Source organism: Pseudarthrobacter sp. NIBRBAC000502771, from assembly GCF_006517215.1.
GTDB classification, from domain to species: Bacteria; Actinomycetota; Actinomycetes; order Actinomycetales; family Micrococcaceae; genus Arthrobacter; species Arthrobacter niigatensis.
The window spans coordinates 4,399,326-4,423,620 of the sequence record NZ_CP041187.1 but is presented as its reverse complement, the minus strand read 5'-3'; the positions used below and the strand labels follow the sequence as shown (position 1 = coordinate 4,423,620).

Sequence of the window (24,295 nt, the reverse complement as noted above, 5' to 3'; positions counted from 1 at the left end):
GCGTGCCGAGGGAAGGAATGGTTGTGAGGGTAGCGCTGGGGCAGCTCGAGTCGGGCGCCGACATCCGGGCCAACCTCGCCGCGATCGACCGGTTCGCCGCCGAGGCAGTGGGCGACGGCGCCGCGCTGGTCGCCTTCCCGGAGTACGCCACCTACGAGAAAAGGAAGGTGGACGCGACGTTCCCGGCGGTGGCCGAGCCGCTGGACGGGCCCGTCTGCCAGGAACTCGCGGCCGTTGCCCGCCGTCACCGCATCGCAGTAGTGGCGGGCGTGGTGGAAACCTCGGACGACCCGGGCAGGGCGTACAACACGCTGGTGGCTTTCGGGCCCGACGGCGGCCGGCTGGCTTTCTACCGGAAGATCCACCTTTTCGACGCGCAGGGCTTCGGGGAGTCCACGTTCATCAAGGCGGGCCCGTCTACCGCGCCGGTGGTGTTCGAGCACGGGGGAGTGCGGTTCGGGCTGATGACCTGCTACGACCTGCGCTTCCCCGAGCTAGCAAGGGGACTGGGGGACGCCGGTGCGCAGGTTCTGCTCGTCTGCTCGTCCTGGGTGCCAGGCGAGCACAAGACGGAGCAGTGGCTGGCGCTGAACGCGGCACGGGCGATCGAGAACAGCGTGTACGTGGCGGGGGTGTGCCAGGCGCCCCCGGTGTCGGTGGGACGGAGCGTGCTGGTGGATCCGATGGGGGTTGTGGAAGCGGACCTTGGGCTGGAGCCGGGCGTTCTGGCGGTGGAGGTTTCGCTGGAGACCGTGGACCGGGTGCGGGAGTCGTTCCCGATGTTCCGGCAGCGGCGGCTGTAGTTGGCGCACCGCGGCGAGTCGATCAAATCGTTCGGGTCCTGCTGCCTCAACAGCTCGGGCGAGTTTACGAGCTCCTTGGAGCGCGCGGGAGGGCGTGCTGTCTCCCTCACTTAGGTTCTTTACCTTCCACTAGGCAACAAGGCGGCAGCTGCAGTAGATTGTTCCGTTCCCCCTCGACGCTTACCGACGTCAAGCGGCTAGGCTTGGCGCGAGAACCAATCAGCAGGAAAGGCTTCGAGCGTGAAATTGCAGGGCCAGTTAGCCGACAAGCTGCCGCTTAAAGAAGCGGCAAAGAGGTCAATCAATCCGCCAGGTTCGTTAATGCCTCTGCTCATTTCGCAACGTTGCCTCAGTAACGCCACTGAAGAGCTCGCCCGGCACACGGGTGCGCTGGTCAAGTCTCATTACTCGCCAATCGTGGAAACGATCACAATGCCTAAGAGGGGGCATGGGCCAAGGCCGGTAACCATCCTCCCACCTGAGGCGAGGGTGCTCTACGAAGCCTTAGTGCAGGACCTTGAACCGCACCTTCCTGCTTCTTCACGAGACATCGACATTGATGAACACCGCAAGTTTGGCACAGACGATTCTGTGGATCCGGCAGCGTACATCGTTGACTTCGATATAGCCGCATTTTACGAATATGTTGACCACAGGATATTGGCGGAAGAGTTGCTGATGCAGACTATGAACTCTTCCGCAGTATCTGCACTCAATGATCTTTTGCATGACATGTTCCCCCGCAAAATTGGCATCCCACAAGCAATGCAACCAAGTCACCGCATTTCCGATGCTTACATTCAAAAGTTAGAGCGACAGCTTGTTCGCAAGGGATTTTCTGTCCACCGGTACGTCGATGACTTTCGGCTTATAGCCGCTGACCAGAGCGCAGCACATGATGCGATAGAGTATGCGGTCGATATGGCTAGAGAGATTGGCCTAGTGCTGGCGGATGGAAAGACTAAGCTGTCTTCAAAGCGGGAAGTTAAGGAAGAGATTGACGAAATCAACCGCGCATTCGGCGATTTTCGAGGCCAAGCTGAGGATGAGCTCTGGGCTGTAGAAACCGAGAGGATGGGTTATGACGACGAGCCGTTCTTTGACGATGACGATGACGATAACGACGTGGCGGAGCCGGACGAGGGCGAGGTTGACTTCGTAGCTCTGAGCAAAGTCATTGAAGACTGGAGCCGCGGGGAAAAGTCCATGCGCGGTGTCCACGCTCATTTCGGCCCAGGTACTCTGAAGCGTCTCCAGTCGGCAAGAAACCGGCTAGACGACGACTGGCTCGTTAAGATCACCGAGCGCGAGCCAATCAGACTCTATGAAGTAATCTCCTACTTACGCCGACGGTCAGAGATGGAACAAAACTGGGCTGTGCTGCGGCGATTGACCCAACTGCCGCGGCAAAGCCCATGGGCGAAATTGTGGATGGTTGGTCTGGCGGGTCAATTATCTGCAGGCACCTCTCAAGATGAAAAGCAGATTCTAGATTGGGCCAAGCAGCTATTGCAAGACAGGCATGAGACGGTTAGGGCAGAAGCAGCTTGGTTCCTGTCAAGACGCAGGTCTATTTCAATGGAGGAGTTGGCTGAGATCTACGTGCAAGCGTCTGACGTCACTAGAGTTGGTGTTGCCGCTTGTGTCGGATCCCTGGATGGTAGTACTGAGAGCAAGGTCGGAAAGGCCATCAAGGGAGACTCAAAATTGTGCAGCGCCGCCTATAGCTGGGGCTCTACATATGTTGATTAGTTCTTCTGCACATGTGCTAACAGAAGACACCATTAGGTCACTGAACCGTGTTAGTTCCCGATGGAAGAACGACGTAAGTGGACAAATCGTAGCGGTGTCCTCCGGAGTTGAGGTGCTAGCCGATCGCTTTATCGATCTGCTAATACGAGAATCCGGTGTAGGTTCCACTCAATTGGGAAAGAATCTGCTCCAGGAGTATGGCGATTCATTTCATCAGTCTTGGCCCGCGAGGAATCGACTTCTAAAAAATGGATTTGGTATTCAAGCGGCAAGTATGCCCGAATGGCAAGACATGGAGTTGGTCATCGAAGTTCGAAATGCCATTGTCCATGGTGATGGCGGACTGACTAGCAGGCAAGCAAAAGACCCTGCCTCGCTGATAACTATGCGAAAGAGAATGGCCAAGCTCTTGCGCTCGGATATCCAAGGTCGATTAGTGCGACTGAACGATGAAGCGGGTGTCCTCAGTGCGGAGATCGCCATACGATATGCGACTTCTTTGGATAAAGCAGTGTCTGCGGTGCGTCCTGCCTTCGTTGAATGATGGTGGGGAGAGCGAAGACATGTAGTGGCAATGCGACTGCGCCAATCTTTCTAGCTGCTTCTGAAACTGATAAGAGTTGAGACGTCGGGCGAAAGCCGGTTCTTGCGGGTCGCGGCAAAGTAGCCGCATCAGAATACGTGACGCAAAGTTCCCGGGAAACGTGTTGATGGTCCCAAATCAACCAAGAAAAGCAACTTCTGGTTAGCAGGCTGACATTTCCGGCTGAACATGACCGAGGCATCTTCTGTGGCTGTTGATTGATCGCCTCTCACCCCTTCACCGCCGCCTTCCTGGCCCGATTCGCGTTTATCCACTCGCTCAGCCACGGCGCCCGGACGGAGGACGTCATCCGGCAGTCGGCCACGCACGTCCCACGAGCGCCGGCGTCGATCCAGTTCTGCAGCGCCGACAGGTCAGACAGCGACCGGATAACAGCCGACTCAGCGCCCACAGCCCTTGCGACCCCGCTGAAGTCCACCCCGGGAGTCAACATCGGCTTCTCGGTCAGGCCTTGGGAGCCGCACTGGTGGATCTCGGCCCCGTACGCGGCGTCGTTGTAGATCACCACAATCGCGCTGCGGGCCGCGCCGATCAGCGATTCGGACAGGCCCATCAGGAAACCGCCGTCGCCAGAGGCCGGCACCAGGGTGCGGCCGTCCTCCAGCGCACGGGCGGCCCCGACGGCCAGGCCAAGCCCGATCGACTGGAAGGCGTCTCGGTCCTGACCTAGGCGGTTTTCTGCCGGCTCAACGAGAAGTTACACAACCTCGAGACGAAGCTGGAAAGAACCGGCGTCATTGGGCTGATCGCTCTTCCCGGACGTGGCCACCTCGATGTCGGTCATCAGCTTGGTGCCTTCAGGGCCTGCACTCTGGTGAGGCGGCGAGCACCAGCAAGGCTGCGAAGCAACCCGGCAAATTTGGCCATGAATTCTGAGTACATACAGCCGGTGCCCGGGCTGCTTGATAGGGGGATCAGCGCTCGGACTACCGTAGAATGACTCCATGGCAAAACATGGTGATTGGCACATCGACGCGCTCACCATCCAAAACTTTCGTTGTTTTGAATATCTTGAGATCGATTTTCACCCTTCAATGACTGTTTTGGTCGGAGTGAACGGCGCAGGCAAAACTTCCGTGCTCGACGCAATTGCAGTGATGTTGTCTACAATTCTTAGAGAATTTGGGGGCCCAACTCGCGGATTCGCACTAGCAGATGTCCGTGAGATCCCGCGTGACCTGCGATCCAAAGATTCGGTTGCGCGGATGGACCGCGTCTTTCCTGTTGGCGCTTCAGTCCACGGAACTCTTGCCGGAGAGGCACATCGTTGGAGCCGTATTCGTCATAGTGCGAAAGGACGAACGACATGGGCGGACAAAAACAGTCCAATTGGCTTGGAGATGGCGCGGGTGTGGGCCGATTCGGACCAGTCTCTACGAAGCGGGCCTCTTCTTCCTGTGATTGCTTTGTATGGCGTCGAGCGATTGACTGGGGTGCGAAAAGCCACAGGGATGATACCACGGTCGCGTTCCGGGGCCTACGACGCCGCCTTGGAAGGTCAATCAGATTTATCTAGGCTCTCAGCATTTATCAAGGCGCTGACTTTCGCGGAGTTCGTTGCGGATCGGCGTGGTGAAGAAGCTGAAGCGGCGAGCAATCAGCTGCGTGCTATCACCATTGCGTGTAACACGATTCTGGAGGGAACTGGCTGGGGAAATCCTGAGTGGAGTCCTGTTCCAGAGGAACTGACGCTTACACACGGAGTTCACGGAACACTCCCTCTTTCGTTCCTCTCAAGCGGCATCAAAATTGCTGCAGGCTTAGTAGTCGACCTGGTGAGCCGAATGGCTCGCGCCAATCCTGGTCTCGGCGCCGATGAGCTATTGCAGACAGTGCCGGGGATTGTGCTTATAGATGAAGTGGACCTTCACCTGCATCCCAGCTGGCAGCAGCGCATCTTGGTTGGACTTAGGTCGGTTTTTCCCCTGGTGCAGTTTGTTGTCACAACACATAGCCCGCAGGTTCTATCAACGGTTGATGCTGAAAGTATCCGAGTTGTGGACAGTAGCGGCGTCCGTCGAGTCGAGTATTCAGCTGGCCTGCGCAGCGACATAGTCTTGCAGCGCATCTTGGAGACGAGGCCCGAGCCATCATTGAATATCAACCACACTCTCGATTCATACATGTCACTTGTTGAGAGCAGACAAGGTCGGTCTACGAAAGCGCAGGAGCTTCGCCGCGAAATTGATCAAGAACTTGGTGGGATTGCTAATGTTCCCAAACTAGCCGATGCAGATGCAACCATCGATTTTTATGAGTTTGACGAATAATGAAGAAGATTGTATCAGTGCCTCCCCCGCCAATATTCGCGTACTACCGCGCACAAAGAGTTGAATATTCAGGTCTGTCCTCCGATTCTGAAATAAGGAAGGCTTTGTGGTTGGAGCAAGGTGGCCGCTGCGGCTATTGCGAGCGGCGCTTGGCAGATCCTTCCCAGCCAGGCCATGGAACTCGAATAGAGCATTTTCACCCTCAGTCTAGTAAGTCTTGGGAATCGGATTGCGGACATTGTAGCGGCGCGCCAGATAATAATGCGGCACCCACGACGTGGAGTAATATGCTGCTCTGCTGCAATGGAAATGAGAACGTTGGTGGCGCCTACACGTGTGACAAGTCCAAAGCCGATCAGGACATCTGTGCGAAATTTCGGAATCCAAAACGATGGCACCAAGAAATGCTTGTTATTATTGACTCTAACGGAAATGCGATTCCAGCCACAGGTCTACCAGTTGATGCGCAAGACGTTATTGATAAGGTTCTCAACCTCAACGCTGATCACTTGGTGACAGTGAGGAAGGAGATAATTAGCGCACGAAGGAAACTCGTGAAGAAGGTTGAGTCAAAACATAGGGGCTTGACTACAAAGATGCGCCTTGATATGGCGACGGCAATTCGTGAATATGCTGATGATAGAGAATATACTTCCACGCTGTTGTCATTTGCAAACAGGCTGCAGGTTGCGAATGCAAAGAACTCTTAGGACACGCGGGTTGGGTTTAGCTAGTAACAATGTGCAGAGGGGCAGAGCTTGCTTATGAAGATGGGGTCTTCTGTCGCCGCGGCTGGTTAAGCGCAGGCTCGCTTTCCCACTCTTATACCTGGTCATCTCACTACCGGCTGCAGCGCCACGGGGTCGAACGGCCCGGCCAGCCAATAACCGCGGTCAAACGGTAGACGGTGATGCGCAAAGGGAGGTGCCGGGGCCCGGAATGGGTCGTTGAGATTAAGTCCGCGGGGGGCGCGCTCCATACCGTAATTTGGTTACGCCTCCGACGTCGCCACGCAGCATCTGGCTATTTGCGCAGCACCGGCGTGATCGCTGTTTCGCTCCGCCAGCGTGTTCGCAGCCAATGAAGGAGGCAGTAGTTCCGCAAACTTAAGTGTTCTGAGCGCACGCTCATCAACCTGCGGCAGGAGCCTTTGCGGCTCGCCTTGAAGAACACCACGGATTTTGCGTAGGGCATCAGCCAGCGCCGGAGCGGTGGTGTCGCCGCGCAATCCGATCTGCGAGTTGTCGTAGGCCCGCGATTCGTCCAGCAACTCAGGTGCCAGGTCAAGAAGCCCCGCAACCAGCACGGCGTTCGCGCGGGCGCCGGCCCAAGTCCACCAGCGCAGTCTCCCGTTCGCCTCGCGGACTAGGACTGTGGAATCATCCAGTACCCGGTGACAATACTCCTCCCGCAGTTCGTCAAGCTTGGTCACAGCCCTTTTAGACAACAGAACGCTGCCGGGAGTGGCACCGAGCAATACCCGCCGAGTTGCAGCGCAAAGGGCATATGACTCTGGCTGCGGCAGGCTTGACCATTTGGAGTCCGCCGCATTTGCCGATGGTTCAACGTAGGCGCGGTGGCGTTTCCAATCTACATAGTTCACCTGCCAAGCCCTTCCTCCGAGCGTAAGCAGCCGCGGCCCGTCGACTTTGCGCTGCAGCACCATTGGGTCAACAGAGCCGATTTCCTCGCGGCCGTGCAGAATTACTACCTGCGGGTCCGCTGTGAACACGGCCATGAGGTCCCGGTAGTGGACGCCGCCGTACTTTCGCTCAGCCTGGGGACCCATGAACAGCATTCCCTGGTCCGCATCGAGATGGCCTGTGCCCACCAGCCCTTCCGCGATCGCTTGCCATTCGAGCGGTGAGGCGAGCTCGAGCCCAGAGAACCACTCGTTCCAAGTGTTTGCCCCGATTCGGCGTTCCTGGAGAGTCAGCCCCAAGAGTTGTTGCGCGGCCACGTGCAACGGAGTTGGCGGGGGAGCGACAGGCTCTACATAGCCCTCTGACCACAGCAGCAAAAGCCCGCAGGCCCGGAGGAATTGCCCGTCGTCCGTGGACAGGAACAGCATGTTCCGCTCGGTCCCCGGTCTGCGGCCGGTGCGGCCGAGCCGCTGCAGTACCGAGGCCACGGTGCGCGGTGCACCGATCTGGACGACCCTATCGAGGTCGCCTACATCGATGCCGAGTTCCAGGGTCGAGGTGGACACAATGACGCAGTTGCGGGCTTGGGAAAATGCCGTTTCGGCCTGCCTGCGGGCATCGACAGACAAGGATGAATGCGAAACGAAAGTCTCCACCTCAAGGTCCCGCAACCCCAGCGACACCTTTTCCACCGTTCGTCGCGAATCGGCGAAGACGAGGCGTTTCTCGCCGCGATGCAGAGCCGCTATTACCTTGGCTGCATTCAGGTCGCTGCCAACGAAATCGAGCTGCATCTCCGGTACGGCCGCGGAGCCACCGTCCGGAGCGATGACGGAGGCGGGCACCATAGTGATCCGATTGCTGCCTTGCAGCCAAAACAAGAGCTCCGGCGCGTTGCCTACCGTCGCGGACAGTCCGATCCGCTGGAGGGGACGGCCAGACAGCTTAGAAATGCGCTCCACGACTCCCAAGAGGTGCCAACCCCGATCGTCACCGGCAAAGGCATGAACTTCGTCGATGACGATGGCACGTACATCTGCAAAGAGTTGCCGCGGATCCGCCAGAGTGGAGACCAGCATTGATTCCAGTGACTCCGGTGTGGTCAGCAGGATGTCAGGTCGGTCGTAGAATTGACGCTTGCGGGCGCCTGCAGTGGTGTCGCCGTGCCGGACTGCCGCCGTACGTCCGAGCCATCCGGCGTAGGACGCGACCCGTGGTTCCAGGTTGTTTAGCAATGCGCGCAGGGGACATACGTAGAGCACGGAGGTACCTGTCCACGCCTCTTCAGACATCCGGGTCAGCAGCGGAAATAACGCTGCCTCGGTCTTACCGCCGGCCGTGGGAGCCAGAAGCAGGCAATCGTTGCCGCCCAGGACGGGACCGATGGACTCTGACTGCAGCGGCCGCAGGCCGCCCCAGCCCAGGGTGTTGGCGATGTGGTGCTGGACCACCGTGTGGAGCGCGTCGAACCCCGCAGGCTTGGTCATAGGTTGAGTTCGACGTCGTCTGCGGTCGCCGCATAGCCGCCGGACACTCCGTCGGTGCCGCCAAGGGCGTTGCGTTCCTCGGGGCTTAGTTCCTCGCGGGCGAGAGTCAAGGCGTAGTGCTGGCGCGGGTCGAAGTCAGCGAACTGGTCCACTCGATCCAGCACGTCACCGATGAGTTTCTTAAGGAAGATCCTTGGCGCGATTCCCACCTTGCCGCCCAGGCCGCCGGTCACTGCTCCGGCCAGGTCAGAGACGTAGGGATCGTCGACGAGCTGGCGGATACGGTCAGGAGCGTCGGCACCGAGAAGGTAAAGGTCCCGTACCTTGACACCCAACGCTTCAAGCGCTTCACGGTCAAAGCCCGCCAAACGGATCTGTACGGCGCGAGGGTTGTCGAAGCGCGAATCGGTGCCGAAATCCGTCGCCAGCCGCTGGGCCAGGGGCGCCAGGCGGGGCACTCCCGATGGGCCGGTGAAGAAAGCCGGTGTTCCGGTCAGGACCAGGTACAGCCCTGGGAAGCGTCCGGAATCCACTTCATCCATGAGCTGGCGCAGCGCATTGAGCGCCTTGTCCCGTACATCCGATCGCATCCGTTGCAGGGTCTCGACTTCGTCCAAAACCAGCAGCAGGCCGGGATGCCCGGCGTCGCGCAGGATCAGCAGCAGACCCTGCAGGAATCCCAAGGCGCCGAAGTGGTCAAGATCGCCGCGGATTCCGGCCCCGCGCTTGGCCGACGCGCCCACATGGGGCTGGCCACCGAGCCATGCGGCAAGCCCGTCCGCAACGGCAGCATCTCCAGCGGCTACGGCTGCCCGGTAACCGCGAAGTGCCTGGGCGAAGGCAGGTGTCTTCGCACTCACCTCGGCCAAACGCCGGTCTAGCAACTCATCCGCGGCGGCCGCCAACTCAGCCGCTGAAGCGGTAGCCAGAGCGGGGTCTGCGGCGATGGCATCGTCCTCAAGGGTGAACAGCCAGGCATCCAGGACGGAACGGAACGCGCTGGGGGCCACCGAAGCAGTGCGCAGCGATTCGGTTATCCGCCGGTATACGGTTTCTAGCTTGTGCAGCGGGGTCTCAGTCTCGGAAATCTGCACTTCGGCAGCGGCGAAACCCTTCCTGAGCGCCTTCTCCGCAAGATGCCGAGTGTAGAACGTTTTACCCGTGCCGTACTCACCACGGACAGCCTTGACCACGGCACCACTACCCGCGACCGTCTCGAGTTCCTCGTCGACGGCGCGCTGGAAACGATCCAGACCGACGGCCAGCAGGTCGAGTCCGTTGGAAGGAACCGTGCCGCGCCGCAGGGCGTCAATAACTTCACGACGTCTGCGCGGCGAGACGTCAGCCACGATCTGTCATCCCGAACTGTTCGCGGAGAAGCCGTGCGTCCAGGACCAGCATGGAACCGTCAACACGCAACACCCCGTAGCCTTCGACGTTGAGCAGCTTCTGCAGTTGGGCCACGGCGCCATCCATGCGCGCGGGTGCGACCTGGAGGACGACGGCGGCAACCTCCTTGGCCAGCCGGGTCCCGGACCCGGCGGCCAGCGCATCCAGCAGCGAAGCGACCTGGCTGTCGGAGACTGCGAGTCGGCCCGCGATCGCTTTCTGCGCCTTGTACATGCCTGAAGACACGACGGCGGCGCCCAATCGCGGCGCGGCGGGCACCGGGTCGGGGGAGTCGAGGATGTCGAGCATCGATGGCGTGTTGTCCTTGGCGGTCTTCGTCAGCCCGGCCTCCGGTATTGCCGGGCGCGCCGCGGCGCCGGTAGCCACAACTGACCACCACAGCGGTTCCTGTGACGGCGCCAGCTTCCACCCGTCGGGGACGTTGTCGCCCGGAACGAGAACCACAATGGGAACTACTACCTCTGCGGGGGAAGCGCCCCCGTGGTATCCGGCCTTGATCGGTCCGTAGCGCAGGGTTTCATCGACGGCGAGCACTGCGCGCCCGCCCTCGGCGAGAACCCGGCGTCCTTGGACAAGGACCTCATCTTCACCAATAGGGGCCTCCGGCAGCCGGGACCGTGCGCTGGTCGCTTCACCAAACGCGCGCAGTTCCCCGCGGCGACGCTCCACAATGTGCCCATGATCGGACGTCATGACCACCGTGCGCCCGGCTGCCATCGCGGCGGATAGCAGTGGTCGGAGGTGCCGGACGGTGTCAGGCGTCCATGTGGTTCCGGCCGGGTCGCTCTTGTCCAGGGCGTCATCAATGGTGTTCAGAACGCAGGCCACGAGCGGGGTCCGTTGGTCGGCGATGGCAACGGAAATATCGTCCTGCAGGACCAATCCTGGACGCGACGAATCCAGGGGCGCTTTGTGGAAGAGCTGTGATTGGGCGATCCCGCCGGCCTTTGTCACCGCGGCGAAGCCGGACAATTCGCGGGACTGCCCTCCCGACGTCAACTCGCCGCTGAACAGGGAAGCTCGGCTGAGGAGCGTGAGCGTGGGCAGCACGGCCACGGCGCACCCACGGCGTTCCGCTGCAGCCGGAATAACCTCGGCCCAGCCCTCGTTCCCGTGGAGCACGGTGGAGGAGAGTTCCGCGGCGCTGGTGGTGCTCATGCCGTCGAGAACCAGCAGGAGTGTGTTCTTTGCTCGAGCGAGTGGCAGAACCACTGAGGGCAGCAAGCGCTCCAGACGCCACACCGGGTCTCCTGCGCCGTCCAAGTGGCCTGTCGCTCTCCCTTCGTCCGAAGAGGTCGACGTTGCCAGCAGCCGCGCGAATTCTCGGTCATGGCCGTGGCGCCGCTTTTCAGTTAGTCGAAGGATGGTGGCTAAACCGTCGCCCAAGAGTGGGTCGCTGACGCCGGCAGCCACGTCATTGTAAGCGGCGTCGACCCAAGCGTGGACCTGAGCATGCAGATGCACGGCATCGAGGAAACCATTGGGAAGAGTGTCCTTGCCGCTGAGCCAGCGGGCCAATCTGACGGCAGCGTGGAATGGGGCCACGCGCGGATCCTGCGCGTTGCCTCGTAGCGGATATGCCAGACGGTGGTCCTCGGCCGCTGCCCAGGCCTTTTCTACGGCGTCGATCCCCGACCCAGGGAAGGTACGTAGCGTTTCCGCGAGCCGTTGCAGCATCGCGGTGAGTCCGGCGGGGAGCAGCTGCGAATCTCGGCCCAAGCTGGAAGCCTGGATCTTAGTGAGTAATCTGTCGGCCGCCTGCAAGGCCGCGTGGGCCTCCTGCCAGCGGGCCGGATCCTCCAGTTGCGCCTCTACAACGTTGCGGGCTGACTTACCGAGTGCCGCCAGCATGGAAGGGGTGATTGGTTCCGCGGAGCCGGCCCAGAGGTGCTCGAGACGTGCCATCGCAAGCTCGCTGAGCTGCCGGTCCTGGGCTGTCCGCCCGCCCGTCTCGGTAAGCACGTTCAAGGCGATGCCGACCGGCATTGCTTCGGCGGCGCGGCCGGTGAGAAGAAACCTCAGGAGCGGCTTCCCTGCCAGCCCTGCGCGGTCGGTCAGCCATTGAAGAACTGCGTCGGCAAGTTCGTTACCGCCAAACTCGCGCAGGTCTGCCATTCGATCTGTGGCATCGGTTCGCATGGTCCATTCGAGGACGCTGAGGCCATCTACCGGACCACGCTGCAGTGCCAGCTGCCGCTCCGCGACTGAAGCGAAGGCATGATCGATGGTCAGGACTGCGCCGGGAGCTGCAGGCCATCCTTCATCCGGGGTGATGCGCAGTAGGCCTTGTGCCACTGGCAGCCGCTGCTTGAGGGTGGACAGCGGCCGGTCGATCCGATCAGCACCGAAACGTTCCTTGAGTGCTTCCCATGCACCTGGTGTCTGGAGCCTTTGGTTCGCAAAGTGCCCGAGGATTCCGGCCCCCAGATCCTCTTCCGGCCGGTCCGTCAGGATCACGAGCCATTCATCAGCAGCACGGTTGCGCAACGCGTCTCGGATGGCCAGCGATGAAACACACGGCAGGACGTGTACGCGCTCTCCGGAATCCGCGAAGCGTCGTTCAGCATCGGCGTCCGGGACTGCACGGAGGCCGATCACGCGCTGAGTGCTGTGCTTGCGGGCGGCAGAGATTAGAGAACGGACAACGGCGGTGCTCACCGTGCTCTGTACGGCTGGCTGGCCGTTCACTCGACGATCCTCCACTGCACCTCGACACGGCGACCAGGGTTCTTCAAGATGAACTCCTGCAGTTCGGCTACCGCGTTGTCTCCGCCACGGGCTGTGCGCCATTCCCCACCTGGAGTTGCTGGCTGTGCCGACGCGGGCGGGAGGTCGACATTGTCCGGACGTTCGGCTTTACCTTCGGTAGGTTCGGGTGCAACCACCGGTGGAACAGGTGGAGAGACAGGAATGGGAGACATGACAGGCGGGGGCGGCGCCGTGGCGAGCCAATCAAATATTTTGTCTTCGGCAGTTTTGAGCGCCTCGACGCATGCGTAGGCGTGCTCATGGCCCTTCAAAGCGCTTGTGAGATCATCGAGGATGTCTTGCGCGGCATCCGCGCGAGTATCCTGCCCTCTGGCAGCTTCACGGACAGGAGCCAGCCGGTTCCACGCGAAGGTCGATAGGGCTGCGGCAACTTCCTTGGCGCGGGCCAGGGATGCTGCCGCTTCCTCTGGCGAAGCCGGGAGATCAAGGCCAGCCAGGGTCTGGACCAGCGTGACACCGTTCTGGTGCTGCAGCGCTCCCAGAGTAGCGGCAATTCCACGGGCAAGTTGAAGGCGCGGCCCGCCGTCGATCCCGAGTCTTGTTGCGGCGGAATCCAAGGCATTGACCAGCACATCCGCGTCAGTAACAGTTCGGCGTGCAAGCGTTCGGGTCGCGTCCGCAAGGGTGGCCACGGCGGCCGGGGTGCGGTATCTGGGGGCCTCGATACCCAAGACGCGGCCCGCGGTGGCCCGGGCGGCCTCCCATTCCTCTTCAGTGGGCATCGGCTGCGGGCGCAGTTCCATGCTGGGCTGGAGCGAACCGGGCGGTGGGGTGGCGGGTAAGGCTCCGCCGTGGTTGAACCAGGCACGCTGGCGCAACAAACCCCACGCAATGACGATCAGGTCCGAGACCTCGTTGCGCAGCCCATGTGCCGGTTCGACTCCGGCGATGATTTCGCGCAGCTTCGAAACGGTGACGGGGTCATCATTGCCGATGCCGGCGCGAGAGAGCCCTCGCTCAAGCGCGGCACCCCACGGTCCGAAGCGGCCGTCACCAAAGAGGAAATGCGTTTCTCCTGCGAGCCCGACTTCTAAGGGGTTGGCGATCCTGCGGACTGTCCGGGCATCTCCCGGGTAGGGGGCGCGGCCTTCAGGATCGGCAGCGGCGGCCTCAAGCGCGGCGGCAACAGCCTTGAGGTCGGCGGCCCTGATCTCGGTATCCTCCGGCTCGAAACGAGGGTGTCCGGGGTAGGAGGATTCGAATGCTCGATTTACGAGCTGCCTGAACCCTGCCCCGAGGGTTGCCCCTACGGGCGGCTGGGGTACGTATTCCGGATCCAGCGAATACAGGACTTCCACATGTGCAGGATCCTCCAGCAGAGTCCCGGGTGCGGGGGTCGCTGCGCCATACGCCTGCTGGATGATACGCAGCAATCCTTCGCGCAGGGCCGCCTGCTGCGACTCGAGGATACCGCGTGCTTGGTTGCGGTCGACTTCGCTGAGGTGGTTGGCGTGGCTGTTCCACCGGTCCCCGGTACCTTCCAACAACCAGTCGAGAACCACGAGCCGGCGCAAGTCGCGCATCGAATCTGACGAGAGAAAGCGGGGTAGCCAGACGACTGTTCGCGAGGTGAAATTGCGGGCGCGCAAGTTTTCGATGCGCTCGATGTCTTCGGTAGCGGTGTGCTGTTGTTCATCGAAGGGGTGGTCGACGACGAAGCGCCAGGCGCCGGCCCCTGCACGGAAATGCTCGTCTGTGAGCCAGCCTGCATCGCGCACATTGCCGAAGACCAGTTCGACCTCGCGTTTGGAGCCGCGCCACACCACCGGGTGCCGGTAAACGTTCCATGCATCGGGGTCGCCGAGTTCCAGGCCGAGCCCTTCGGCTACCAGCTTGCGGATAAGCTCACGCTGGCGCCCGGGGTTGTCCTCGCCCTTGGCCTTCTCCACGATTGACTCGTAGTCCACATTAGATAGCTGGACCCGGATGATGGGGTTCAGCGGCTCCGAGCCTACATGAATTTCGGGCACCTCACGGGACCAGTTCTTGACCTTGGCCAGGACAATGTTGGCCTCTCCGCCGGGCAGCGGGGAAGCGATGGATCCGTGGTTCAGCGAAGCGAGCCGGGCCGCGGTCAGCGCCTTCAGGGCGGGGACGTTGGGAGCGACAGCGGAGAGCAGTAGCGTCTTGGCGAGTCGGTCGTCCGCGCGGAATGCCGGAGTCAGCCGGGACCGGTCCTGCAGGTCAGCAGCGGCAAGGTGGTGGGTGGAGAGGATCTTGGGCAGCAGCTTGTCCTGGTACAGCTGGGTCGCGGACCGAAAGAGCGCCGCGGCCTGTGCGTCAAGGGCAGCCCCTGCCTGGCCCTTGACGATGTAGTCGAAGCTGTCCCCGACCGGAATGACCTCCTCGATGCTCATGGTATTCCGGCGGTCAACCAGCATCTGTTGCATGACCTTCAACGCGGTCCGGTCACGTTGCATGACGCTGGCCAGCGATCGCAGGGTGGAGACCAAGGCGGGAGCAAACGGGTAGGTGAGGCGGAAGGCCTTCTCATCCGAACCACGGTGCTGGTCGTCCGAGTTGACTCCGTCGAGCAGTACGTCCCAGACCTTGGGGTTTCGGTCCAACCGGGTAAAGGCGTCGTCAACCGACTGCCTGCCGGCATCGTCCTTTGGATTCAGGAGGCGTTTGCTGGCGACGAACGGGAGGTTGTCATCGCCAAGTTCGATCTTCGCGAAGCGTCCCTCTTGGTGCCGGAACGCGGACTCGAGGGCCTCCTGCTGGACGCCGTTGGCACCGGCGTCGGCGAACCACTTGCGCAGGTCCATCTGCCGGGCTACAAACGAGACCAAGGGCGCTTCGAGGCTCCCGTAGGAGCCCTCCACCAGTTTGGTCAGTTTCTGCGATTCGCGGCGGAAGAACTCGGGTTCGTGCATGCCGAAGGCGAGCCAGAGGACCAGCTCGTCGAGGAACAGGACGACAGCGTCGTACCCCAGCGACTTGGCGTGTGCAGACATGGCGGCGAGGCCTGTATCCAGATCCACGTACTCACCGGAGCGTACGTAGGCCTTGAAGTACGTTCCGACCAGGGCGCTGACCAGCGACTGTCGCTCTATGCTCTGAGCCGGTGCGGTGAGAGCGGTCTTGTAGCGGTCGAGCCCCCAGCCGCTTGAGCCGAGCAAGCCGGAAAATTCGTCGAACTCATCGTCGACCTGCCCGCCGCCGAGGCCCTGAAGGAACGCATCGTCTCCGATCTGCTGTCGCAGATTCTCGGCGTCCTCAAGGAGTGCGTCGGACGCGAAGAGGGCCGGCAAGGATGTACCACGGTGCGCGACTTGTATATGGCGGACGTAGGCGTCGAAAATCACTTGTTCCATCGACTTGCCGTCCAAGAAATGGAAGGCCAGCGGCAGAATATTCCGGCCCGACAAGACGGAGTCGTGCCGGGTTACGGTTTCCTGCAACTCCGCTACTGAGCGTGCCTTCGGATCATGACGCAGTAGCGCGTGAAGGACGGCCATGAAGTGGGACTTACCAGAGCCGAAGGACCCGGTCAGGAACGCCCCGCGGTTGATGCCAGTGGTGAGCGCGTTGGACACCAGTCCCATTGCTGAATCGAACGCCTCGACCAACGATGGCGTGACCACATAGTCGTCGAGCGCGTGCCGGGCGCCGTCGCCGCTGACGGCGTCGGTGAGGCGGAGGACATAGTCCTCCACCCCCGCGCGTTCAGGAATGTCGAAGACGTCACGAAGCAGGATGGTCATGCGTTCTCCTTGACGGCACGGCGGCCGCGGGTAGCCGTGGCAGGGCGCCATGCCTTCAGGTCGGTGGTCGAGACATTGAGTTGGGTCATGCGTTCCTCCAGTTGGGCGGAGCAGAAGTCAGCCATGCTCATGCCGAAGGTCGGGTCCAGATCGGCATGCCATTGTTTGATCCAAGGCAGCACTTCGGCCATGCCGGCTACCAGCGGGATCAGCTGAGAATCATCGGTTCCTTCGGCGATCCGCTCGTCCATGATGGTAGCGAGGACGAGGAACTGCTGGACATGGTCCCACCCGGCCCAGCCGAGGAGCAGTGTCGGGTCGGTGGATCGCCCGGCGTCCTGGTACAGGATGAAGCGTTCTTTGAGTACGTCAAGCCTCCCTCGCGCCTGCCAGTAGGACGCCTTGCGGAAGTCGGCGGGGGCGTACTTGGGTGGCACCGGGATTTTACCCACGTCCTCGCCGTTATCTTCGCGGCGCTGCAGCTCCCACGTTTCCTCCCACACCTCGCGCTTCCGCAGGCCGGAATCCTTGAGCCGCTGGGCAGCGAGGTACGGGACGGCCTCGTCAGTCAATAATTTGGTGAGCGCTTTCGTGACATCTACGTCGAGGGTGCGATCCCAAAGTGCAAGGACGCTTACCGTATCCGGGTCGCGGGAGACTATGTCAGCGACTTGCGAGATGCTGCGAGCGACTGGGCGGTCATGTGCGTCAAACCAGTACGAGCGGTCCTCGAGTTTATCCAACAACCAACCACGCAGGGCCTGTTCTTGGACCTTCTCCCACGGCTCGATTGCCCAGCGCCTCTTGAACTCGGGCTTCTCCAACAGGCGGATGCTCGGGTTGGACTTGATTGCATCGATCCGACGCCGGACGAGTGTCCGGTAGTCTTCCGACCATTCAGCCGGGATTTCGGTGACGGGTGTAGAACGATGACGGGTGAACCATGTCGAGTCGCAGGTGCCGTCGGCGATTCCTCGTGCGAGCGTGATTTCGAAGGCGCGCTGGCCCAGTTGGACCTCTGGCAATGAATCACCCTTGTAGGTGAGGTCCTCACCAATCAGGCCGTACAGGCTGTAGGCCTCCCAATCAAGTTCCTCCTGAATGGCCACCATTTGCCTCCGGAGCACTTGAGACTTCCGCTCTGCGGCAGACAGGGCGGCCGCAGAAGGTACCGAGCCGTTCACTAACGAAAACGGCGATGTTGATGATAAGGAACCTGCAAGGCTATCTAGTTGGCGTCCGGATTCGGTCGGCAGACGATTTGGCAGTGGGATATCAGAAACATTTGCACCATTAAATTGGTATCTGTCTGACCAAGGTTGTTGTGACACTCTTGCTCCGTCAGTGCCAACGGGGTCCCCGCCCTTCGGGTAGCAGTTTTGCTTCAGCCAAAAGCAAACTGTCGACGAATTGAGTAGCCCGAGCAGTGCAACGTGCTCGTCCTCGGAGGCGTCTGCGGGCAGCTTGATAACGGGGGCGGTTCTATTGAAAACCTTGCCACCCCGATCCAGCACAAAGTGGTTATGCGTCGCGACTTCAGCGAAGGCGATGGAAAGATCAGTCTCCAGCTTTGATTTCGCCAGCATGCCATATTCGAACCATTGCATCCCCCGTTCCACTCGAGTCTTTCCGAACATCAGATACCCAGAGATGACCCGACGACGAGGCCACAGCCATTGGGAAGCGCCGACACTCGATAGCGGTCTAAGTTGGCCATCATAAGGCCAGAACCTTGGGGTCGTGACCATTGAAAAGTCTCTCACGCCTTCGCCTAAGACCACCGGAATCGTCGGCCACTTTATTCGGGCAGGTACTTCGAAAGCCTCTTCTTCGCCGATAACTGCAACTATGCCGATTTCCTTGGCTACGTTGCCCAAAGTGCTCTTGCTCGAGTTCTCTATCCTCTGCTGGAGCTCCGAAGCTCCACCGCCCGAGAGGCTCCACGGATGGGTAGACAGTCGGCGGCGGGGTAGATCCGCGACAGAAATCCACTGCCCATCGTGGCCCGGCCGATCGATGTTGTCAGTTATTGCCCTCCACACCAGCCCGTTGGCATGGTCTTCTGGTCGTCCTGGCTCGCCCTGCACACCGAGGACTGCGCGTACCGTCTGGCTAACGGGGTGCTGGTGCTTGCCAACGAGGATGACGGTCGGAGTACCGTGGCCGGGTATGTAGGCACCGGACGTGTCGACGACCAGACGCAAGTCCTGCCGAGTGAGATAGTCCTCGATGACCTTCGAACCGAACTCGCGCTTCATGAAGGAGTTGGAGGTGATCTGCCCGGTCCATCCCGCGGTCTGTTTATCGGACCCAAACTTTGCCAGACGGAAAAACCGCTCCATGAACGGAACGGACAGCGCGTACTTGCCTTTGCACGTCTTGTACAGCTTCCGGTAGCGCTCGTTAAGGGTTTTGTCCTTGACCGCGATGTAGGGCGGGTTGCCGACTACGACGTCATACTGGTTTTCGGTGAGGATGGTCTCGAGGAGTTCGCGGTCCTCGACGGAGTAGGCAAACCCGCTCATCTGCGCGTCGAGGTCGAAGCCTTCTTGTTCGAAGGTCCGGTCAGCCCGCCCATAGAGCAGGGAGTCGCCGGCGGCCAGATGGATGCTGAAGTCGGGGGCACATTCCAGATCGAGTTCGCCAGTGGCCTGCAGCGCGGCGATGGTGAGCCGGAAGCGGGCGATGGCTACGGCGAATGGATTGAGGTCCACCCCGTGGATCGCATCGAGGGCCATCTGCACGCGTTCGCGGGTATCCAGGTTCGGAGCCTTTGCGCTCCATGCATCCAGCAATCGCTGGAATCCGCCCAGCAAGAAGTGCCCGGATCCGCAGGTGGGGTCGATGAGCTTGAACCCTTCCAGCGGGCGCTCGGCCAATGCCGGGGTGAGTGTCTGGTCGAGAATGAATTCTTCGACAAACTCTGGGGTCTGGAGTAGGGCGAAGGTTTTCTTCGCATACTCGGACAAGTCCTGGTAGAGATCGCCGAGGAAGCGGGTGGACAGTTCGCTGTCCTGAAAGTTGTAGACCGGGACGCCTGCTTCGTCGGTGGCGCGCCAAAAGTCCAGGATTTCCTTGGCCATGGTGCCGGAGGGGGAGACCTGCCATAGGGCTGAGTGCCCGTCGACCAAGGCAGCGGTGGCCGGGAAGGACTGCAGGTGGGTAATGCCTTCCAGAATCCATTCGCGCCACGTGTTTTCGGGGTGTGCGCGGAAATAGGCGTTTTCGGCGTCGAACGCTTCCTGGCTGCGCGCGCCAGGACCGGAGATCCAGACCTTGGAGAGCAATGCGTTGTCTTCGCAGAAGCGGAGGAAAACCGTAGTCAGGACCCAGCCGACGGCGGCCTGTGTGATGCGGTCGTCGCGCCAGCTGACCCACGCGGAGGAAGCGCGTCCGGCGTGCAGCGCGTCCGCGTGCTCGGACTGCCACTTGGCTTTAAGCTCCCGACCTTCTTCTAGCCTGGCGCGCAGGTCATCTTCGACCCGGAGCACCAGCTTCTGCAGCTTGGGGGTGAGGTCCTTGCCAATGGTCATGCGGTGGCTCCTTCGACGGCTGCCGGGATGAGGTCTGTCTGTGCGTCAATCCAGGCGGTTTCGACACGAAGATACTGGTTGGGGGAGGTCTGAACCGAGACGCCGTCGAGCAACGGTCCCTGGTTTGCTCCGACCTGGGGCAGGACTACCCACACCGCCTGCCCGCGTGGGGTGGCTAGATCGCTCCAATTCCGGATGAGGTCAGCATGTCCATAGCGCACCAGGGGCGAAGCTTCAACGATGAGGACTGGCCGAGCTTCTTGTCTGGGAATGTCGGCAGCCGCCTCCACGATGGCCGCCTCGACAACGGGCACGGCCAGCTTCACCGCTGCGGCGACACCGCGGGAAGCCCGGTCGTTTTCGGGCTGCGCGTCCGCGCGCACCAGCGCCTCCCAGGACGGGAAACCCTTCCGGAGGCTCAGGGACTTCAGCTCGTCCAGCAGCAGTGCAGTGACATCGATCCGTTGCGCATTGAACTCCGCTTCCAGCCGGTCGGCCAGCGCGTCGCAGCGGTCGGCGCGGGCGCCCAACGCCAAGAAGGACCGCAGGGTGACGCTTTCGGTAAGCCTTTGCTCCGGGGCGGATTCGGCGGACCCAAGGCCGCCGACATGTGTTCCTGTGCCTAGGCGCGAGGAACTGCTCTGGGTTGGTTCCACAATCGTGGGCGCACCGTAGGTCCCGGAATCGGGATCGTGGACCAGGTCCAGGCCGGCCTCACGGAGCAGCTCGGCGAGACGTCCCGACGTCGGAAGACCCTGCACGGCCGGAAAGCGGACGCGCACACGGTCGACGATTTCCCGGGGCGAGAGCCGTTGCGGCCCAGCCACTCCGCGCAGGGCAAGCCCCAGCGCCTCGACTTGGGACAGATCCCGGTGGTGCAGCTCGCCGGAACCGGACGCTGCAGCGTGACGCGATAACCCGGCGGCCAGACGCGCCAGACGGACCCTCTCGCGCAGCAAAGGATCTTCGATGCCTGCAGCATCGAGTATCGCTGACAGCCGTTGCTGGACGCGTTCGGCAGGAACAAGGGCTGGCTGTGCCGTCGACTCTGCCAGCAGCGCATCACCTTCGCGGCCCAGGCGTTCTGCCACATCCAACAACGGCGCCTCGCTGGCGATCAACAGCGCGCTGCCCTCCCGCCGGCGCAGTTCAAGGGGTTGGTCGTTGACATCCGCGCGCTTGAGGGCGCGCTGACGATCAATGACGATCCGCAGGAGACCTCGGGCGATACGTTCGTTCTCGCCGGTGCGCTCGGACTCGATCGTGGTCTGGGCGAGCACTTCTGCTGCCAGTTCGTCGACCGTTGCCGTCCCGCCAAGGGCAGCAAGGCGTTGGTTCACCACGCTGGTCAGGTGACGCAGGTAGCCCAGCACGCGTGGTTCCTCGGCCCAGGAAGTCTGGAGTTTCCCGACGAGCTGGTTCGCGCCGGCCGCAGTCACAGGGTTGGGCAGGTTTGCACCCAGCTGTGCCTGGGTGGCAAACGCGTCCACATCGCCGTAGGTGCCAAGGATCAGACCGGCGGCAGCTCGGGACTGCACTGCCTTCCGTGTTCCAGCTGCCTCGATGAGCTGTTCGGCAAGGGCCAGCACCGAGGGAAGCGGAGCGGTCGCCTGGTTTCCCTGCTTCTTCTCTCCGAACTTTTCCCGCCAGAGGCTTGCTCGAGCGGAAGCCTCCCGGCGGGTGGCGAGTGCAACGCCCCGAAGGGCGTTGAGCCGGATTGGGTCGACGGCCGTGAGTTCCCCAACTGTGGTGACTCCGAGCGGTTCCAGGGCGGAGAGGGCGCGCGCCGAAAGGCCGGACTGCTCCAGCGGGGTGGCCGGTGTTGCCGCGGCCGCTAGTTCGTCCGAGTTCTCCGGGGCCGTGGTGGCATCTGTCGGGAACGCAGCCCGCCAGTTCTCCAGCATCTCCGTAGCGGTGTCATAGCGTCGCTTGGCATCGCGGGCCAGCGCCGTGCGGAAGAAGGAGACGAGGCGTGGGGCCACGGCCCGGTCGAAGTCGTGGGCCTCGATGGTGGCTTCGTCCGGTACGGACGCGGGGTTGGCAAGCGGGTCACCATAGAACGGCGTGTGGCCGGTTGCCATTTCAAACAGTACGACGGCGGCGGCGTATCGTTCCGCCGCGGAATCGAACCGGCTCCGGACCCCGCCCAGGAAGGGATCAAGATAGGGAGGGGTGCCTGCAGCGATGTCTGATGCCGCAGCGCGGGAAAGTGAGAAGTCGAAGAGTACGAGGTGTTTGCCGTTGCGCTCTGTACGAACGCCCAGGTTTCCTGGCTTGATGTCGCGGTGATCGACACCGTCCTTGTCCAGCTGGACCAGTGCCTCAAGGAGGTCTCGGCCGAGTCTTTCCAGCAGGTCCAGGGAGAGACGTTTACGCTCGCGCAGCAGCTCGCTTAGCGTTTGCTCGCCGGCGCTCTCCAACAGCAAGGCTGAGCGGTCGCCGAGGGAGAGCGGCCCATCGACAATCTTGACTAAGCGCGGACCGGATAGCGCACGCAGCACCGCGGCCTCCTCGTGGAGCCGCTGCGCCGCTTTGGCATCCACCGCGACCTTCAGCACCCGCTGCGCGCCGTCGTCGTCCCCGTCTTTTACGAGCAGCCCGACCGCTGTCGAGCCGCGCCCGAGACGGCGAAGGACAGTAAATCGTCCGTCAGCCAATACCGTGCCCGGAGCAGCTTCGACGGGGTCGACGTCCTCACTTGCCGCGGCGGAGGGCGAGGAGGAATTGAACAAGACGTCCAGGAACTTACCGACGCCGTCGAACCGCTCGCCGGGGGCGGGCCTGGTGGCACCCAGCACGGCTTCGCGGATGCTGGGCGAGATCGAGGGCAGCTCGAGGGACAGGTCCAGGCCGAGCTGGTTCCGGAGGCGCTCCGCGAGGACCAGCGACGAATCAGCTGGACGTTGCGACGCGAGGATGAAGTAAGCCAGGGCGCCAAGAGAAAAGACGTCCACCCGGATACGGTCTGCTGATTCCGGTTGCCAGCGTCCCTCTGGGGCTTCAAAAGCTTCGGTCAGCCACGCGTCAGCCTGATTAGGGTCCGGCCTGCGGTCCAGCAGTGAAGTGACGCCATCGGCGGCGTGCCCGGTGAGGACTGGGCCTGAAGCCAAGCCAGCGCTTTGCCAGTCGCCGATGAGGACCTTGGGCTGTCCATGAACAACCTTGACCCAGACGGCCTTTGGACTCAGGCCACGGTGGACCACCTGGTTGCGATGCGCGTAGTCGAGGGCCTCTGCCAGCTGACGGATGATGGACAATCGCTGATCCAAGGGCAGCCCGTTAGGCTGCCCGGCGAGCCAGAGGTCCAGGCGCTGCATGCCATCGGAATAGTCGTAGACCAATCCGACACCGAGCTCAGAGTCGACCAGGTCGCGGGGCCTCAAGAGCCCATCGTGTGAAAGTCTGCTCATGAGCCGGAACTCGTGTTCGGCGATTTTGTAATTCCGGCTGGCTGCGGACTGTGATGTTCCTGGCGGCGTGATCTGGAAACGGATCCGGACCGTTTCCTGCTTGGACACCTTGTGATAGCCGCTCCAGTCTTGCCATCCCGGGCCCTCATCGAGGGCTCCGTCTGCAATGATCCACGACCCGGCCTCGCGTTCGCGGCGCTGGACCAGGCCGATGCGCGCCATGAGATCTACGAGGATCGCCTCCTGGTTCTGGCCGATGGCAGCGTTGGCACGCGGTTCCTGGCCGATCAAGTCGCTGATGCCCGGAAGATGGCTGATAGCTTCGGCTTCGTCGAGTCCATAGAGACCGAGCGCCGAGGAAGCGGGGAGTTCGCTGACAAACCTTGGGTGATGTAGGAAGACGGCCTGGCTGACGAAGGGGACCAGGCCGCGGACGTCGTCGAATCCAATGCCCTTTTCGCGTGCCCATTCAGCCAGCGCGTCTTTGAGCTTCGATGCCAGGTACTGGGCCTTGCGCCTGGCCAGGAGAAGGGGTGATGGTTCCGCGCGGCGGCCGTCACGGAGCCATTGCGTGTCATTACCGGTGAGCCGGCCGGAGTAGTACTTGAGCTCCAGCAGGTGGAGGGCGCCACGGCCCAGCAGAAGGGCGTCGACTTCGTGCCAGCCGCCGCGGCTGTCACGGAACTCGAAGTTACTCCAAACCCGGTAGGGGCTCTGAGCGGGGATCTTGTTCTTGAGGTAGGCGAGGCCCTCAATCTCGTGCGGGAACTGGGAGTCGCTTACTTCGATCCAGCGGTCTTGCACCACACCTGTTCCCCCATGAAACTTGCTTCCGAACTCTTTGACACCACTGGCATACATTACCAACGTTTGTGATGCATGTTTTGGGCCCTGTGCCGACGCTACG

The 24,295-nt window shown here is 61.7% G+C and carries 12 protein-coding genes; 5 read left to right on the top strand and 7 right to left on the bottom strand.

The features are described 5' to 3' along the window. Positions 1-17 precede the first annotated feature (17 nt). The 3 genes from NIBR502771_RS20390 (at position 18) to NIBR502771_RS20380 (ending at position 3,099) form a co-directional block, all read left to right on the top strand. Positions 18-803 carry a carbon-nitrogen hydrolase family protein gene (locus NIBR502771_RS20390; RefSeq protein ID WP_246839756.1) on the top strand — a complete coding sequence of 262 codons (786 nt, stop codon included), beginning with the start codon at positions 18-20 and terminating at the stop codon, positions 801-803. A gap of 240 nt (positions 804-1,043) precedes the next feature. Then, entirely contained in the window at positions 1,044-2,555 is a 1,512-nt protein-coding gene (locus NIBR502771_RS20385; RefSeq protein ID WP_141161309.1) for an RNA-directed DNA polymerase, read from the top strand. A gap of 94 nt (positions 2,556-2,649) precedes the next feature. After that, complete coding sequence (locus NIBR502771_RS20380) at positions 2,650-3,099, top strand: hypothetical protein (protein ID WP_168225767.1); 450 nt, start codon at positions 2,650-2,652, stop codon at positions 3,097-3,099. Positions 3,100-3,367: 268 nt separating this feature from the next. Here NIBR502771_RS20380 and NIBR502771_RS20375 read toward each other — a convergent pair whose 3' ends face one another. Next, positions 3,368-3,742, bottom strand: a complete 375-nt coding sequence (locus NIBR502771_RS20375) for a thiamine pyrophosphate-dependent enzyme (RefSeq protein WP_246839755.1) — start codon at positions 3,740-3,742, stop codon at positions 3,368-3,370. Positions 3,743-4,103: 361 nt separating this feature from the next. Between NIBR502771_RS20375 and NIBR502771_RS20370 the strand changes: the two genes are divergently transcribed. Together NIBR502771_RS20370 and NIBR502771_RS20365 are read left to right on the top strand one after the other, a co-directional pair. After that, a complete protein-coding gene (locus NIBR502771_RS20370; protein WP_141161307.1) occupies positions 4,104-5,429 on the top strand; it encodes an AAA family ATPase in 1,326 nt (441 codons plus the stop codon). Next, a complete protein-coding gene (locus NIBR502771_RS20365) occupies positions 5,429-6,139 on the top strand; it encodes a hypothetical protein (RefSeq protein ID WP_141161306.1) in 711 nt (236 codons plus the stop codon). Before NIBR502771_RS20370 ends, NIBR502771_RS20365 begins: the two co-directional genes overlap by 1 nt. Positions 6,140-6,420: 281 nt before the next feature. Here NIBR502771_RS20365 and NIBR502771_RS20360 read toward each other — a convergent pair whose 3' ends face one another. Genes NIBR502771_RS20360 through pglW form a run of 6 tightly spaced genes read right to left on the bottom strand, consistent with a single transcriptional unit; the run spans position 6,421 to position 24,195 of the window. Then, positions 6,421-8,559 carry a DEAD/DEAH box helicase gene (locus NIBR502771_RS20360; protein WP_141161305.1) on the bottom strand — a complete coding sequence of 713 codons (2,139 nt, stop codon included), beginning with the start codon at positions 8,557-8,559 and terminating at the stop codon, positions 6,421-6,423. Beyond that, positions 8,556-9,908 (bottom strand): BREX system ATP-binding protein BrxD, encoded by a 1,353-nt coding sequence (gene brxD, locus NIBR502771_RS20355; RefSeq protein ID WP_210411281.1) that lies wholly within the window; start codon positions 9,906-9,908, stop codon positions 8,556-8,558. Before brxD ends, NIBR502771_RS20360 begins: the two co-directional genes overlap by 4 nt. Further along, the gene (gene pglZ, locus NIBR502771_RS20350; RefSeq protein WP_168225766.1) at positions 9,901-12,657 is read right to left on the bottom strand and encodes a BREX-2 system phosphatase PglZ; all 2,757 of its coding nucleotides are present in this window, start codon (positions 12,655-12,657) and stop codon (positions 9,901-9,903) included. Before pglZ ends, brxD begins: the two co-directional genes overlap by 8 nt. Further along, positions 12,654-16,445 (bottom strand): DUF6079 family protein, encoded by a 3,792-nt coding sequence (locus NIBR502771_RS20345; RefSeq protein ID WP_141161302.1) that lies wholly within the window; start codon positions 16,443-16,445, stop codon positions 12,654-12,656. Before NIBR502771_RS20345 ends, pglZ begins: the two co-directional genes overlap by 4 nt. Beyond that, entirely contained in the window at positions 16,442-19,978 is a 3,537-nt protein-coding gene (pglX, locus tag NIBR502771_RS20340; RefSeq protein ID WP_141161301.1) for a BREX-2 system adenine-specific DNA-methyltransferase PglX, read from the bottom strand. The genes NIBR502771_RS20345 and pglX overlap by 4 nt, the downstream gene beginning before the upstream one ends. Continuing rightward, positions 19,975-24,195: a BREX system serine/threonine kinase PglW gene (gene pglW, locus NIBR502771_RS20335; RefSeq protein WP_168225765.1), complete on the bottom strand. Its 4,221-nt coding sequence runs from the start codon at positions 24,193-24,195 to the stop codon at positions 19,975-19,977. Before pglW ends, pglX begins: the two co-directional genes overlap by 4 nt. Between the last annotated feature and the right edge of the window lie 100 nt (positions 24,196-24,295).

What these genes read in the sequence shown, in the direction of transcription:
- NIBR502771_RS20370 (WP_141161307.1), top strand. Translation starts at nt 4,104, where the DNA reads ATGGCAAAACATGGTGATTGGCACATCGACGCGCTCACCATCCAAAAC.
- pglX (WP_141161301.1), bottom strand. Translation starts at nt 19,978, where the DNA reads ATGACCATTGGCAAGGACCTCACCCCCAAGCTGCAGAAGCTGGTGCTC.
- NIBR502771_RS20360 (WP_141161305.1), bottom strand. Translation starts at nt 8,559, where the DNA reads ATGACCAAGCCTGCGGGGTTCGACGCGCTCCACACGGTGGTCCAGCAC.
- NIBR502771_RS20365 (WP_141161306.1), top strand. Translation starts at nt 5,429, where the DNA reads ATGAAGAAGATTGTATCAGTGCCTCCCCCGCCAATATTCGCGTACTAC.
- NIBR502771_RS20390 (WP_246839756.1), top strand. Translation starts at nt 18, where the DNA reads ATGGTTGTGAGGGTAGCGCTGGGGCAGCTCGAGTCGGGCGCCGACATC.
- NIBR502771_RS20345 (WP_141161302.1), bottom strand. Translation starts at nt 16,445, where the DNA reads ATGACCATCCTGCTTCGTGACGTCTTCGACATTCCTGAACGCGCGGGG.